Here is a 14,333-nt window from a genome sequence, read left to right on the forward strand (position 1 = left end):
TTGAACAAATAACTATTTAAATGAAATTATATTAACGATTATTTCATTTTTTATTACGATCCGCATAAACCTCCATCGCATCACACATAAACTGTGCTAAACCTTCACCAAACTTATCAATATTTTTTGTAAAGCGCTCATCAGCGACATACATTTGACCTAATCCTTTAAAGGCTTCTAATGAATATTCACCGAAGTTTTGCAAGTAATTGTACCATACTCCAATTGCGTCTTGCGCCTCTCTAGAATCAGGTGCGCCGTGTCTAAGCGCCGCTATCCCTCTATAAATATTATTAAACTCTTCCTGTTTCTCTTTAGACATACCTTTTGCAGTCTCATTCGCTTTATCCACAGCTGTATCTCCCCATCGTTCACGTGCTTCTTCTTCATATGGGTTATGACTAAAATCAAATCCTTCAAATTTCTCTTTATTCGTCATCTCAATCTCTCCTTTTGTATGCTTAATTGTTTTATCAATCGTCGCAATCACCTTATCCAGTCTAGCTCGCTTTTCAAGAAGCATTTTCTTATGAAGCTGTAAAGCCTCTTCACGGTCGAATGAAGGACTCATGATAATTTCCTTAATCTTCTTCAAAGGGAAGCCAAGCTCTTTAAAAAATAAAATTTGCTGCAACGTTTCTAAATTTTCATCGGAATACAGACGATATCCAGACTCTGTTGTCTCATCTGGGGTTAACAACCCAATTTCATCGTAATGATGCAGTGTGCGCACACTAATTCCAACTAAATCAGCTACTTCTTTTACCCTCATTGTCATGCGTATCTCCCCCTTAATACATACGATAAAGTATGACGCAACGTTAGAGTCAATAAGTAAATTCATTTTATTACTAAAAGTTTCATCTTCACTATATTTCATGCATAATAGATATGTACATATATTAGAAAGCGGTGAAAGTATGGTTTCAAATACTGTAATTGCCAGTATCATCATTCAGCTCGTTCTCTCGATTTTGATCCCAATTATTGTACTCGTTTATTTCCGCAAGAAATATAATATTAATTGGAAAATAGTTGGCGTTGGTGTCCTTATCTTTATCGGGTTTACCCAAATTCTCGAAACACCATTCCACCTATTTATGCGAGGAAATCCAGCAACAGCTGCGGTTTTAGAAAACCCATTTATCTTTGCGATTTACGGTGGGTTAACTGCTGGTATTTTTGAAGAATTAGGGCGCTTTGTTGCCTTTTACTACTTACTGAAAAAATATCGAGAATATAAAGACGGTCTTGCATACGGAATTGGTCACGGTGGTATTGAATCAATTTTAGTCGGTGGCTTTTCTGCCCTACAAGCATTAATCTTTGCTACTTCCATTAACAACGGAAGTTTCGCTCAAATGGTTGAAAAAATGCCTGAGCTCAGCCGTTTACAGGACATATTAATTCAGCAACCTGCCTACTTATACTTACTCGGTAGCTTAGAAAGAATTATGGCACTCGTTCTGCAAATTGCTTTCACAATGCTTGTCGTATACGCGGTAAAACAAAAGAAATACATTTTCCTCGTATACGCTATACTATTCCACGCACTTGTGGACTTTTTCGCAGCACTTTACCAAACAAAAATAATTAACATCTTTGTCGCAGAAGGAACTACTCTTCTCTTCGCAATTGGTGCTTTCGTTCTTATTCGCAAAATGAAAGAGAAGTTAGTGAGTGCTTCAGAGGAAAAATAAACCACCAAAATTGGTGGTTTATTTTTTATGTGGATTATCGCCATGGTGATAACTTTTTCCGCCTAGAAGCTCCTTCTTTGTTTCTGCATCTATAACGATATACTTATAAAACTCCTCTACTTCATCTTGAGAAAAGGAAGCAAAAAAGTACACTTGGCGATCAGGATGAACAAACGAATCTCGAATCACCACTCTACTGCGACAGCCGACATCTGTTTTTTTTCGGAAGGTAAATTCTGCATCTTGTACTTCTTTAAATAAGATTTTTTTACGAACACTATATGTTGCATTTTTGTATTCCTTATAGATTTTCTTATCTAACTGGTCATAAAACAAATCTTCACTCACAAATGACCTATTTTGATTGCTCGGGTATTCTAAGTTTTGATTTGATTGTGCATATGTTGTGGACAGTTGCGTGAGAAAACAAGCAATGAATGCAATAATTATTATTTTTTTCATGCTAGCACCCCAAATTTTCATTATCCACATTACTTTTCCACATGCCCCGGTCCCTATTCTCTTCTCTGTACACAAAAAAGGAATTTTTTCCACATTTGTCGAAGTATATATCGTCAACTTGAAAGATGGGGATGAAATATGAAGAAAATTATTGTAATGCGACATTGTTCAGCAACTGGACAAGAGCATAATGCCGAATTAACAAATGAAGGAAGAGATCAATCAAACACCCTTGCTAAATTCCTCATAGAAAATCATCTACAAATAGATTACATTATTTCAAGCCCTTTTGTCCGCGCTATCGATTCTATTCGGCCATATGCACTTCAAGCTAATTTACCTGTTCAAGAAGATGAACGGTTAGCAGAGCGTATATTAAGTACTGTTTCAATGGATGATTGGCTTCAAAAACTAGAATACACTTTTACCGATATAGATATTGCCTTTTCGGGCGGAGAGTCAACAAAACAAGCGATGGATCGCGCTATCTCACTTATCCAAGAAGTTTTAAAACTAGAGCATGACACAACATTACTCGTTACACACGGCAACTTACTCACACTAATTTTAAAGCACTTTGATCATACTATTGGCTTTGGTGAATGGAAAGCTTTAACGAATCCTGATATTTACGAAATTACAATCGATGAACAATCTATCATAAAACGATTATGGGAAGCGCCATCCAAGTAATATCCCTTTCCAGTACATTCAGTTGACACTGCGAGAAGATATGGCGAGACTGCAGTAAAACATAGAGAGGGGTATCATGCAATATGTACGAAGACGTACTTTCTTTACTACATAAAACAAATGCTTCTTATGAAAAATTTGAACACGAACCAGTACTCGACTATGAGACAGATCGCATCGTTCGTGAAAGACTCGGCTTACAAGGTACTCCAAGTAAAAGCCTATTTTTAAAATCAAAATCCGGGGAGTATTACGTATTCTTTACGCTAGAAGGAACTCGCCTCAACCGAGGAGAGATGAAAGAAATAACAGGAGAGAGCTTATCTCTCTGTTCTCCTGATGAGCTAAGAGAAGAGACTGGTTGCACTCCAGGATGTGTAGCTCCTTTCGGTTATTCACAAGATGTAACGATTATTGTGGACAGTTCAATTTATACTTACAATAAAATTTTAATCACACCTGGTGTACCTGAATTTACAATTGAATTATCCACAGAGGAATTAAAAAAGATTTTATCAACATGTCAAAATAGAGTTTTAGAGTATAAGAAAAAAGAGAGCTAATAATAGCTCTCTTTTTTCATTATTTCGCTTCTGCTACTTTTTCTTTTGCAGAACGTACTTGCTCGTCCGCATGATAAGAAGAACGTACAAGTGGACCAGCTTCACAGTGGCTAAATCCTTTGCTAAGTGCAATTTCTTTAAGCTCTGCAAATTCTGCTGGTGGGTAATATTTAATAACTGGTAAATGCTTCTTAGATGGTTGTAGGTATTGTCCAAGAGTTAAAATATCCACATTGTTTGCACGTAAGTCATCCATTGCTTCAATTAAATCTTCTCTTGTTTCACCTAAGCCCACCATAATGCTCGATTTAGTTGGAATATCAGGCTGCATTTCTTTTGCTCGACGTAAAAACTCTAATGAACGGTCATATTTTGCTCTAGCGCGAACTCGGTTAGATAATCGACGTACTGTTTCAATGTTATGGTTCAAAATATCTGGTTTTGCATCCATTAACATTTTTAAGTTTTCTTCTACCCCACCCATATCAGATGGTAATACTTCGATAGACGTGAATGGATTTTTACGACGTACAGCGCGTACTGTTTCAGCGAAAACAGCTGCTCCACCATCTTTTAAATCATCACGTGCAACCGCTGTTATAACAACGTGCTTTAAGCCCATTTGTACTACAGAATCTGCTACGCGTTCTGGTTCTTGTAAATCAAGCTCAGTTGGCAAGCCTGTTTTAACCGCACAAAAACGACAAGCACGTGTACAAACCGCACCTAAAATCATAAATGTCGCTGTTTTCCTTACAGCCCAGCATTCATGAATATTCGGACATTTCGCCTCTTCACAAACCGTATGAAGATTCTTAGAACGCATCATTTTCTTTAAGCCTGTATAGTTTTCATTCGTGTTTAACTTAATTTTCAACCATTCGGGCTTGCGCTTATATTCTGTTTGTTTTGTCATGGTTATCAACTCCGCACAATATGAAATAGTTTACCGTGTTCGCTTCTTTCAATGTAACATATCTATTCTAACGTATGAAAGCGATTTGCTCAAATGAAGATTCTAAGATTTTTTCCAATCGTTCCCTATAATGAAATACTCCGTATATCCCACACTAAAAAGAGTGATGTTGTGAAAGGAGTCTATTTCATGCTTCGAAAAATTTCTCTTTTGCTTTCGATTTGCTTTCTTCTCCACCAAAACATCGCTTACGGTGAAGATAATCAGCAAAGCATACATGAAAAGCGCATGGCACTATATAAAGAAACCGAGCAATCTTCAGGCATTCCGTGGTATTACTTAGCTGCAATGGATCAATACGAAAGAAATATACGGAGCGTAAGAAAGGATATTCCGAAAAAACCAGATGCCATCATTTCCCTTTATTTCAAACCTGAACTATGGGCTGGACCTGTTAATAGTAACGATACTCTCCCCCATACGATTTCTCTATTTGGTGGAATGGGTTTAGATGGTGACAAAGATGGATTTGCAAATGCAAATAACGACCGCGATCTTCTGCATACGGCAGCAACTATTTTAAAGAAACAAGGAACGTCAGAAGACCGTATTAAAATTATGCTTTGGGAATATTATAGACGTGCAAAAACCGTTGAATTAATTACAGAATACGCCCGCATTTATAGACACTATGGACGTATTAACTTAGAAGGAAATGCTTTCCCTCTCCCTATTCGCAGTGATCATAGCTACCGTAGTACTTTTGGTGCTGGAAGAAGCTTCGGCGGAAGGCGGATTCATGAAGGAACCGATATTTTTGCTAGATACGGCGTACCAGTAAGATCAACTTGCTATGGCATTATTGAAACAAAAGGATGGAATCGTCTTGGTGGATGGCGCATTGGTATTCGTGACCTTCATAATAATTACCATTATTACGCTCATTTAGGCGGATTCTCAAAAGAAATACAGCTCGGACAAGTTGTCGAACCAGGAAAAGTAATCGGATTTGTTGGTAGCACCGGCTACGGTCCTCCTGGTACAGCTGGAAAGTTCCCACCACACTTACATTTTGGAATGTATAAAGACAACGGCTATACAGAGTGGGCTTTCGATCCATACATGCATTTGAGCCTTTGGGAACGAAAAGAACGTGCGAATACAAAATGATAACCGTAGCGCATTGCTACGGTTATTTTTTATATTCATTAAAGATATACTAACTATCCGTTTTCTTTTTATCTGGTACAACAGCTCCGCCACTTCCATAATAAGTAGGCACCTCACCTTGAACGATGCGCGTTGCAATCGGAATGTTTTGCTTCACCGTAATTTCTTTCGTGTGTAACGGAATCATAACTTGCAACGTCACTTCCACTTCCATAATAATTTTGATCGCTGTATTATTAATTCCTTGCGGCTCAACTAGCTGTTTAATATCCGTATTCACATGACCAATTGGCGTAAATTTAATCGGAATATCTGGTCCTATATTACCAAGAAGCGCATTATCGGTTATACGACCAAAAGGAACTGACATAGATATCCCATTCTCTTCAGAAATACCAAGTGCTTTCATATCCCCTTTTTCTACTTGTTGTAAATATTTCTCTATGTATGCAGTAGTCGATGTTAATATTTCATTTACTTGTTTTGTATTTAAATCAATGGTAGATACTTTTCCGTTCTTATCATTTTGTACTTTCATTAACGTATCCACATCAAATCCTTCATTAATTCGGTCTTTTACCGCCTTCGTCATGACTGCTGTTGCCATTTTATGTGTCTCTGTTTCTCCATACTTAATTAATGTTGGCTGGATACTTTTATTCACAATCCATAATCCTTGTACGACCATTACTATAAAAATAATAAACGAAATAAGCAGTATATACCGAAAGGAAATCGGCCCCCTTCGAAACCGCGAATTGTTCGAACGAAATTTACGCATAAGAAAACCCTCCTTCTTATACTATCTCTATGCAAGAAAGAGGGACGATATATGCTTATCTCATTTTTAATAGTGCATCTTTTCCGATTGTTCCTACTGGAATACCTAAAGCTTCTGCTCCAGTCGTTACTGATTCCAGCGGTGCTTCAAGAAGTTGTTCAATCGTTCTTACACCGACTGCACGGCCAGCGATAATTCCTCGATCTCCTAACTTCTCATTTAAAAGGCCTACATCTAAAGCACCGCACATAATATATCCTTTATCGCTCATTACAGCTAGCAAATTTGTCTTTGGAAGCTTTACGCTAACAGCAATGAACGTATAGTTATCAATTATAATTGGCTCTACATTAACCATAGTTCACACTCCTCTCTTTCTTATCTGTATGACAAGAGAAAAATGAGTGTTACAAGTTAACTAGCCTATAGTTTGACTGAAGATGTATAAGTTATCAACATATTTGTTAACACATCTCTAAGTAATTCTGGCATATAATATTGTTTGTCAGAAAGTGTGGATAGCTCTGGGTATAAGTATCCGAATGTAAACATATCAATCGTTCCTACCGTATATATACGTTCTAATTCCAGCGACTCACCGTTAATCAATACATCTTCTAGTAAAATTTTATTCCCTGAAATTGTATCTGGAATCACTTCTAATCCATCGTAAATCATTTTCCCCATTACTTTTCCTCGGAATCCGAATCCTTTCACTTCAAGGTTCTCCATATTCGGCCTACGAGCTTTCAAAATAACTTCTCTTAACGTTTTCCCCGGTACTTTTAATAGACATGGATTAATTGGATGTGGACAAATTCGATGAATGTCCCCGCGCGTCACAACACCTTCATTTAATCCCTCAAGTAGTACACCAGCATTCACCATTCCAATATCCGCATCACACCACTCTTTAAGCGCACTTGCCAACATATGAGAAAATGTCGTCTCTTTAAACCAATCAACCGGTAATGATTCTTTTAAATGAACGACAGGCTCAGCCATTATATGTTTGCTTTCTTCCTGCAGCATTTCAATTGTGGATAACGGCTCGCTATAAGCACCTAACCGTTCTGTCTTAATCGCTCTACCGTCTTTTTTTAGGAGCACCTTCGTCTCTTTATCCACAGTAAGCTGAACGTGACCGACGTAATGTCCCCATTTTTCACAACAGCAAAGCAAAGTATCGTTTACAAGAACACCACGCTCAAATAAATGGTGCGTATGTGCACCTAAAATAACATCTATATCATAATGTTCCGCCATATACTCATCCATACTTTTTCCAAGATGAGAAAGCACAACAGTAATATGAGCCGTATCCTTAACTTCTTCTAAAATAGATTCTAAATGGATGATTGGATCTTCAATATGCCAGTCTAACATATGATAAAACTCTGGATAAGCTACCGTTAATCCGATAAAGGCAATCGTAACTCCATCTGTCGTTGTATGTAATTTATAAGGCTTTGCCCAGGCCGGACGTACACCCTCTTTTTCAAATAGATTCGCTACGAGCACCTCAAACCCAGCATCATCATATAGACGATTCAAATGCTCTTTCGCCAATGTAATTCCTTCATTATTTCCAATCGTTACATAATCATATAACGCCTCATTTAATAACTTCGTATTCCCGAGCCCATTTGTCGCTTCCGAAATACTATGAAAACGATCCACATGATCGCCAATATCCACAGTTAAAACAGTCTCTCCTGCTTCCTGTCTGCGCTTTTTCTCCCCTAGTACAAACCGAGAAATTTGTGGCCAATTTTCAAAATGACTATGTATATCGTTTGTATGATATAGGTGGATGATTGTTTCTTTATTTATATTCAGAGAAAAAACCTCCTCTCAGTTCCTTACTGCCATTTACGCTACGCGCGCGCAATAATCCTGTAAATACTTTTCGTCTTTTCTTGCTATTTTACATTGTACTCGCATTATAAGAAAAAGCAAAAGATTCCCCTTTCAACATGAAAAATTTTACATTATTATCTACATAAGGAGGTGTTCTCTATTAATCGATATAGCTTTCTCTCACTATGGTCCTCATTAGCAGGAGGCATTTTATTTATCGCTTCCGTACTTTTCTTGCCTAATCTATTTCTATTTATTAGCATCCCACTCATTATTCTCGGCCTCATATTCAGCATGATTGCAATATCTAAAAACGAAACGAGCAAATTGAGATTTGTCGGTATCTTTGTCTTACTTATATTAGTTATTTTTATCTTAATATGCGTTCCTTTTATATTTGTAGTGTTTGGGTTTTAGAGCCGTCTTTTGATGGCTTTTTTTGCAGGTTGAAGGGTATATGCGTACGTCCACCATGAAGCAATAAGTCGATATTCCTTGTCGAAACATCGATATATTGAATGACCGCTGATATATTCGGAGTCGTGGTCGATATATTTGAAAAATCGTTGATATAATTGACTGAATACTAAGTGGGGTATCCCTTGCCCAGCTCCACACAATACAAAAAAGCGCCCTGCTATGCAGGGCGCTTCCTCAATATATTATCCAGTTTCAGCGGCTAGAATGTTCGGTGGCTTCGCTTCTTCCTCACATTCTGGACGAGCCGCTTCCACTTTTAAATATTGTCCAGCTTCGCCTCCTAGACCCTCATGTCTAAGAACCTTCCGCACCAGAAGATAAAAAGCATCTTCTGTGCGAAAGAACCTTAGCCAACGGGTCTGAACAGTCGGCTCCGCATTTCTATTTAACCGATAGAACCTTCCATCTCAAACTTGATTAGGCGGTTCATTTCAACTGCGTATTCCATTGGAAGTTCGCGAGTGAATGGCTCGATGAAGCCCATTACGATCATTTCTGTAGCTTCTTGCTCAGAAATACCGCGGCTCATTAGGTAGAATAATTGTTCTTCTGATACTTTAGATACTTTCGCTTCGTGCTCAAGTGAAACGTAATCGTTTTTGATTTCGTTGTAAGGAATTGTATCAGATGTAGATTGGTTATCCATGATTAACGTGTCACACTCGATGTTAGAGCGAGAGTTTTTCGCTTTTGGTCCGAATTGTACGATACCACGGTAAGTTACTTTACCACCATGCTTCGCAATCGATTTAGAAACGATTGTTGAAGATGTGTTTGGTGCTAAGTGAATCATTTTTGCACCAGCATCTTGGTGTTGGCCTTTACCAGCAATCGCGATAGATAATGTTAAACCACGAGCGCCTTCGCCTTTTAAGATAACTGCTGGGTATTTCATCGTTAATTTAGATCCGATATTACCGTCAATCCATTCCATCGTTGCGTTTTCTTCACAAACCGCACGTTTTGTAACTAGGTTGTATACGTTGTTCGCCCAGTTTTGGATTGTTGTATAACGGCAATATGCATCTTTCTTAATGATGATTTCTACTACCGCACTATGAAGTGAGTTAGTCGTGTAAACAGGTGCTGTACAACCTTCTACGTAGTGTACGTGTGCGCCTTCGTCTACGATGATAAGCGTACGCTCGAATTGTCCCATATTTTCAGAGTTAATACGGAAATACGCTTGAAGTGGTGTATCAACTTTAATACCTTTTGGAACGTAGATGAATGATCCACCAGACCAAACTGCAGAGTTTAATGCAGAGAATTTGTTGTCCGTTGGTGGGATTACTTTTCCGAAATGCTCACGGAAAATATCTTCGTTCTCTTTTAATGCGCTATCTGTATCTTTGAAGACGATTCCTAGAGCTTCTAGGTCTTCTTTCATGTTGTGGTATACAACTTCAGATTCGTACTGTGCAGATACACCAGCTAAATATTTTTGCTCAGCTTCTGGAATACCTAATTTATCAAATGTCGCTTTAATTTCATCAGGTACTTCATCCCAAGACTTCTCAGATTTCTCAGATGGTTTTACGTAGTACGTAATTTCATCGAAATCTAAGTCGTTTAAGTCGCCGCCCCATTGTGGCATTGGCATTTCATAGAACTTATCCAGTGATTTTAAACGGAAGTCTAACATCCACTGTGGTTCTTCTTTCATACGTGAAATCTCTTCAACGATCTCTTTTGTTAAACCGCGTCCAGCACGGAAAATCGAAACGTCTTTGTCTTTGAAACCATATTTATAATCGCCGATATCTGGCAGTTGCTTCGCCATGTTGGTGTGTCCCTCCTTAGATAACCTCGTTTTTAGGAACCTTTAACATTACTTATCTTCGTTTAAGCCCTTTTCTAACGCTTTCCACGCTAATGTTGCACATTTAATACGTGCTGGGAACTTGCATACGCCTTGTAATGCTTCAATATCTCCTAAATCAATGCTGTCATCATACTCTTTTCCTAGCATCATGTCAGAGAAAATTTTAGAAAGCTGAAGTGCCTCTTCAATTTTCTTTCCTTTTACTGCTTGTGTCATCATCGAAGCTGAAGACATTGAGATGGAACATCCTTCTCCTTCAAACTTCGCCTCTTGTACAATACCTTCCGCTACTTTCATCGTAAGTTGAATACGATCGCCGCAAGTTGGATTGTTCAAGTTAACAGTAACACTATCTTCTAATACGCCATGGTTACGAGGATTTTTGTAATGATCCATAATAACTTGACGATATAACGTATCTAAATTATTAAATGACATTTGTGAAATACTCCTTTGTCTTGATTAGCGATTCAACAAATGTATCAATTTCTTCTTTTGTATTATATAAATAGAAGCTCGCACGTGCTGTTGAAGAAGCTTTCAGCCACTTCATAAGCGGTTGTGCACAGTGATGCCCTGCGCGAACCGCAATACCTTCTACATCTAATACCGTTGCTACATCGTGAGGATGTACGTCTTCAATATTAAATGTAACGAGACCAGCGCGATGCTTTGGACCATAAATTGTAACGCCATCTACTTCTGATAGTCTTTCTAAAGCGTATTGCGCTAATTCATGTTCATGCTTTTCAATATTATCAAGACCGATTTCTTCTAGGAAATCAATTGCTGCACCAAGCCCGATTGCATTACCGATAATCGGTGTACCTGCTTCAAACTTCCACGGAAGCTCTTTCCAAGTAGATTCTTGTAAATCTACGAAATCAATCATTTCACCGCCAAATTCAATTGGCTCCATATTGTTCAGCAATTCTTTCTTACCATATAATACGCCGATACCTGTAGGTCCGCACATCTTATGAGCAGATAATGCGTAGAAATCACAGTTTAAATCTTGTACATCTACTTTCATATGAGGTGTACTTTGTGCACCGTCAACGACCATAATTGCACCGTTTTCGTGTGCGATTGCTCCAATTTCTTTTACAGGGTTAATTGTTCCAAGTACGTTGGATACATACATGATTGAAACGATTTTTGTATTCGGTGTAATTGTTTGACGAGCATCTTCAATTGAGATTGTCCCGTCTGGTTGAAGCGGAAGGTATTTTAAAGTTGCGCCAGTTTTCTTCGCAACTTGTTGCCACGGAATGATGTTACTATGGTGCTCCATGTAAGAGATAACGATTTCGTCGCCTTCTTCTACATTTTCAAGACCATAGCTCGCTGCTACTGTATTTAATGCAGTTGTTGTCCCGCGTGTGAAAATAATCTCTTCCATTGATTTCGCGTTAATAAACTTGCGAACTTTCTCACGTGCACCTTCATACGCATCGGTAGCTTTCGTACCGAGTGTATGAACACCGCGATGCACGTTAGAATTATATTCTTTATAGTAACGTTCTAACGTTTCAATGACTTGAATTGGTTTTTGAGAAGTTGCTGCACTATCGAAATAAACAAGTTGTTTGCCGTTCACTTTTTGATCAAGAATTGGAAACTGTTTGCGTATTTCATGAATATTCATTAGCGAACTTTCCTTTCAATTACCTCAACAAGCTGTGCTTTTACTCCTTCAATTGGAAGCTCATTTACTACAGGTGCTAAGAATCCATGGATGACTAAACGTTCTGCTTCGCGTTTTGGAATACCACGGCTCATTAAGTAGTATAGTTGGGTTGGATCTACGCGACCCACTGAAGCTGCGTGACCTGCCATTACATCATCTTCGTCAATTAAAAGAATTGGGTTTGCATCACCACGAGCTTTCTCATCTAACATAAGAACGCGAGAAGATTGTTGTGCATTTGATTTAGATGCACCGTGTTCAATCTTACCAATTCCGTTAAAGATAGATGTTGCACTATCTTTTTGTACACCGTGTTTTAAGATGAAACCTTCAGAGTGTTTACCGAAGTGAACAACTTTAGTTGTAAAGTTTTGTGTTTGGTTACCACGGCCAATTGTTACTGTTTTCGTATCAGCAAATGAACCGTCGCCCATTAAGTTCGTTACGTTCTCTGAAATTGTGTTTCCGTCATTCATAAGACCTAAAGCCCAATCAACACGGCCGTCGCGTCCTACAACACCGCGGCGGTTAACGTAAGTTGTTACGTCTTTTGCTAATAGATCAACCGCACCGAATTTCACTTGTGCGCCTTGTTCCACGATTACTTCTGCTACGATATTTGCAATACCTTTAGCATTTTCATTTGCAACGTAGTTTTCTACATAAGTTGCAGTACTGTTCGCATCAGCTACGAATAATACGTGGTTATATACGTTAGCTTCTTCGCCGTCTACTAAGAATACAGCTTGAAGTGGAGTTTCAAGAACAACGTTTTTCGGAACATATACGAATGCACCGCCGTTGATTAATGCAGCATGAAGTGCAGTTAGACGATGCTCGTCTACTTTCACGCCGTCTTTCATTAAGTACTTTTGTACTAGCTCAGCATGCTCAGTTGCAGCTGTTACGATGTCTGTAAAGATAACACCTTTTTCTTTTGCTTCGTCTGCTAAAGAAACGAACGCAGTTGTACCAGTACGTTGTACTAATACGCTGTTATTTTCATCGATTAAGTTTTTCACTGCTTCTGGAAGCTCTGTTAAAGAACTTACAGGCTCTTGCTTAGCAGCGTCGCCTTTTCCGATAAAGTCCCATTTTTCAATTTTCGTTTTATCAGGCGTTGGCATTGGAAGTTCAGTTGCTTGTGCAAGAGCTTGTAAGCGGAACTCAGTCAACCAAGCAGCTTCGTTTACTTCGCTTGCGCGCTGACGGATTGTTTCTTGATCGAAAGGTAATGTACCGATTGTCATGTTTATGCTCCTCTCTTACGCTTCTTGCTCTGCTGTTTCGTCTTCAATACCTAATTCTTTTTTAATCCAGTCGTAACCTTCAGCTTCTAGACGTTGTGCAAGCTCAGGGCCACCAGATTTAACAATACGACCGTTCATCATAACGTGAACGAAGTCTGGAGTGATGTAGTTTAATAAACGTTGGTAATGCGTAATCATTAGGCAACCGAACTCTTCGCCGCGCATTTCGTTAATACCTTTAGATACAACTTTTAACGCATCGATATCAAGACCTGAGTCGATTTCGTCTAAGATTGCGATTTTTGGCTCAATCATCATTAATTGAAGAATTTCGTTACGTTTTTTCTCACCGCCAGAGAAACCTTCGTTTAAGTAACGTTGTGCCATTTCTGGATCCATTTCTAGGAATTCCATGTTTTTATCTAATGTACGGATAAATTTCATAAGAGAAATTTCATCGCCCTCTTCACGACGTGCATTAATTGCAGAACGTAAGAAGTCAGCGTTTGTTACTCCGCTAATTTCACTTGGATATTGCATTGCTAGGAATAGACCTGCTTGTGCGCGCTCATCTACTTCCATTTCTAATACATCTTCACCGTCGATGATGATGCTACCTTCTGTTACTTCATACTTTGGGTGACCCATAATCGCAGAAGATAAAGTTGATTTACCTGTTCCGTTAGGTCCCATAATTGCGTGGATTTCTCCACCTTTTACTTCAAGGTTTACACCTTTTAAAATTTCTTTGCCATCGATTGATACGTGTAAGTCTTTAACCGTTAATGTAGAACCAGCCATCTCAATACCTCCATTAATCCTCTATATACATTTTAAAAGTTCCTAAAACGTTCATATTCTCATTTTATTCTCATTCTAATTTTATATCAAATAAAATGATATCGCAAACAACTAAAAAAAGTAACAATTTTTTCACAAATGT

The 14,333-nt window shown here is 38.4% G+C and carries 16 protein-coding genes; 4 read left to right on the forward strand and 12 right to left on the reverse strand.

What is annotated here, in order from left to right:
* Positions 1–43 precede the first annotated feature (43 nt).
* Complete coding sequence (locus ACTFQM_RS19695; RefSeq protein WP_440035921.1) at positions 44–778, reverse strand: MerR family transcriptional regulator; 735 nt, start codon at positions 776–778, stop codon at positions 44–46.
* A gap of 100 nt (positions 779–878) precedes the next feature.
* On the opposite strand from ACTFQM_RS19695, the gene ACTFQM_RS19700 reads away from it, so the two are divergent.
* On the forward strand, positions 879–1,700 hold the full coding sequence (locus ACTFQM_RS19700) for a YhfC family intramembrane metalloprotease (RefSeq protein ID WP_440035923.1): 822 nt from the start codon (positions 879–881) through the stop codon (positions 1,698–1,700).
* A gap of 18 nt (positions 1,701–1,718) precedes the next feature.
* Here ACTFQM_RS19700 and ACTFQM_RS19705 read toward each other — a convergent pair whose 3' ends face one another.
* A complete protein-coding gene (locus ACTFQM_RS19705; protein WP_440035925.1) occupies positions 1,719–2,162 on the reverse strand; it encodes a hypothetical protein in 444 nt (147 codons plus the stop codon).
* 138 nt (positions 2,163–2,300) lie between these two features.
* Between ACTFQM_RS19705 and ACTFQM_RS19710 the strand changes: the two genes are divergently transcribed.
* Together ACTFQM_RS19710 and ACTFQM_RS19715 are read left to right on the forward strand one after the other, a co-directional pair.
* On the forward strand, positions 2,301–2,855 hold the full coding sequence (locus tag ACTFQM_RS19710; protein WP_427289355.1) for a histidine phosphatase family protein: 555 nt from the start codon (positions 2,301–2,303) through the stop codon (positions 2,853–2,855).
* An 83-nt stretch (positions 2,856–2,938) separates the two neighbouring features.
* A complete protein-coding gene (locus ACTFQM_RS19715) occupies positions 2,939–3,418 on the forward strand; it encodes a YbaK/EbsC family protein (protein ID WP_071718362.1) in 480 nt (159 codons plus the stop codon).
* Between the two features lie 19 nt (positions 3,419–3,437).
* Here ACTFQM_RS19715 and lipA read toward each other — a convergent pair whose 3' ends face one another.
* Positions 3,438–4,334: a lipoyl synthase gene (gene lipA, locus ACTFQM_RS19720; protein WP_105585505.1), complete on the reverse strand. Its 897-nt coding sequence runs from the start codon at positions 4,332–4,334 to the stop codon at positions 3,438–3,440.
* A gap of 189 nt (positions 4,335–4,523) precedes the next feature.
* Here lipA and ACTFQM_RS19725 point away from each other — a divergent pair, with 189 nt between their 5' ends.
* Positions 4,524–5,504: a M23 family metallopeptidase gene (locus tag ACTFQM_RS19725; RefSeq protein WP_440035928.1), complete on the forward strand. Its 981-nt coding sequence runs from the start codon at positions 4,524–4,526 to the stop codon at positions 5,502–5,504.
* Positions 5,505–5,553: 49 nt separating this feature from the next.
* On the opposite strand, the gene yunB is transcribed toward ACTFQM_RS19725, so the two are convergent.
* The 9 genes from yunB to sufC all read right to left on the reverse strand — a co-directional run bounded on the left by yunB (position 5,554) and on the right by sufC (position 14,191).
* Positions 5,554–6,285 carry a sporulation protein YunB gene (yunB, locus tag ACTFQM_RS19730; RefSeq protein ID WP_440035931.1) on the reverse strand — a complete coding sequence of 244 codons (732 nt, stop codon included), beginning with the start codon at positions 6,283–6,285 and terminating at the stop codon, positions 5,554–5,556.
* 55 nt (positions 6,286–6,340) lie between these two features.
* Positions 6,341–6,643, reverse strand: coding sequence for a YunC family protein (locus tag ACTFQM_RS19735; protein WP_002015926.1), 303 nt, complete (start codon positions 6,641–6,643; stop codon positions 6,341–6,343).
* A 65-nt stretch (positions 6,644–6,708) separates the two neighbouring features.
* A complete protein-coding gene (locus ACTFQM_RS19740) occupies positions 6,709–8,124 on the reverse strand; it encodes a bifunctional metallophosphatase/5'-nucleotidase (protein WP_327915283.1) in 1,416 nt (471 codons plus the stop codon).
* Positions 8,125–8,807: 683 nt separating this feature from the next.
* Positions 8,808–8,936 carry a hypothetical protein gene (locus ACTFQM_RS19745; protein WP_265622980.1) on the reverse strand — a complete coding sequence of 43 codons (129 nt, stop codon included), beginning with the start codon at positions 8,934–8,936 and terminating at the stop codon, positions 8,808–8,810.
* Positions 8,937–9,010: 74 nt separating this feature from the next.
* Entirely contained in the window at positions 9,011–10,408 is a 1,398-nt protein-coding gene (gene sufB / locus ACTFQM_RS19750) for a Fe-S cluster assembly protein SufB (protein ID WP_002174060.1), read from the reverse strand.
* Between the two features lie 48 nt (positions 10,409–10,456).
* Positions 10,457–10,888 carry a Fe-S cluster assembly sulfur transfer protein SufU gene (sufU, locus tag ACTFQM_RS19755; protein WP_000009521.1) on the reverse strand — a complete coding sequence of 144 codons (432 nt, stop codon included), beginning with the start codon at positions 10,886–10,888 and terminating at the stop codon, positions 10,457–10,459.
* Entirely contained in the window at positions 10,878–12,098 is a 1,221-nt protein-coding gene (sufS, locus tag ACTFQM_RS19760; RefSeq protein WP_002174061.1) for a cysteine desulfurase SufS, read from the reverse strand. Before sufS ends, sufU begins: the two co-directional genes overlap by 11 nt.
* Positions 12,098–13,390 (reverse strand): Fe-S cluster assembly protein SufD, encoded by a 1,293-nt coding sequence (gene sufD / locus ACTFQM_RS19765; protein WP_440035937.1) that lies wholly within the window; start codon positions 13,388–13,390, stop codon positions 12,098–12,100. The genes sufS and sufD overlap by 1 nt, the downstream gene beginning before the upstream one ends.
* Before the next feature lie 15 nt (positions 13,391–13,405).
* Positions 13,406–14,191, reverse strand: coding sequence for a Fe-S cluster assembly ATPase SufC (sufC, locus tag ACTFQM_RS19770; RefSeq protein WP_000929159.1), 786 nt, complete (start codon positions 14,189–14,191; stop codon positions 13,406–13,408).
* Positions 14,192–14,333 lie beyond the last annotated feature (142 nt).

It is taken from the genome of Bacillus cereus group sp. MYBK30-2, from assembly GCF_051915945.1.
GTDB classification, from domain to species: Bacteria; Bacillota; Bacilli; order Bacillales; family Bacillaceae_G; genus Bacillus_A; species Bacillus_A paramycoides.

What these genes read in the sequence shown, in the direction of transcription:
- sufB (WP_002174060.1), bottom strand. Translation starts at nt 10,408, where the DNA reads ATGGCGAAGCAACTGCCAGATATCGGCGATTATAAATATGGTTTCAAA.
- ACTFQM_RS19710 (WP_427289355.1), top strand. Translation starts at nt 2,301, where the DNA reads ATGAAGAAAATTATTGTAATGCGACATTGTTCAGCAACTGGACAAGAG.
- sufC (WP_000929159.1), bottom strand. Translation starts at nt 14,191, where the DNA reads ATGGCTGGTTCTACATTAACGGTTAAAGACTTACACGTATCAATCGAT.
- lipA (WP_105585505.1), bottom strand. Translation starts at nt 4,334, where the DNA reads ATGACAAAACAAACAGAATATAAGCGCAAGCCCGAATGGTTGAAAATT.
- sufS (WP_002174061.1), bottom strand. Translation starts at nt 12,098, where the DNA reads ATGAATATTCATGAAATACGCAAACAGTTTCCAATTCTTGATCAAAAA.
- sufD (WP_440035937.1), bottom strand. Translation starts at nt 13,390, where the DNA reads ATGACAATCGGTACATTACCTTTCGATCAAGAAACAATCCGTCAGCGC.
- ACTFQM_RS19705 (WP_440035925.1), bottom strand. Translation starts at nt 2,162, where the DNA reads ATGAAAAAAATAATAATTATTGCATTCATTGCTTGTTTTCTCACGCAA.
- ACTFQM_RS19715 (WP_071718362.1), top strand. Translation starts at nt 2,939, where the DNA reads ATGTACGAAGACGTACTTTCTTTACTACATAAAACAAATGCTTCTTAT.
- ACTFQM_RS19735 (WP_002015926.1), bottom strand. Translation starts at nt 6,643, where the DNA reads ATGGTTAATGTAGAGCCAATTATAATTGATAACTATACGTTCATTGCT.
- ACTFQM_RS19700 (WP_440035923.1), top strand. Translation starts at nt 879, where the DNA reads ATGCATAATAGATATGTACATATATTAGAAAGCGGTGAAAGTATGGTT.
- sufU (WP_000009521.1), bottom strand. Translation starts at nt 10,888, where the DNA reads ATGTCATTTAATAATTTAGATACGTTATATCGTCAAGTTATTATGGAT.
- yunB (WP_440035931.1), bottom strand. Translation starts at nt 6,285, where the DNA reads ATGCGTAAATTTCGTTCGAACAATTCGCGGTTTCGAAGGGGGCCGATT.
- ACTFQM_RS19725 (WP_440035928.1), top strand. Translation starts at nt 4,524, where the DNA reads ATGCTTCGAAAAATTTCTCTTTTGCTTTCGATTTGCTTTCTTCTCCAC.
- ACTFQM_RS19695 (WP_440035921.1), bottom strand. Translation starts at nt 778, where the DNA reads ATGACAATGAGGGTAAAAGAAGTAGCTGATTTAGTTGGAATTAGTGTG.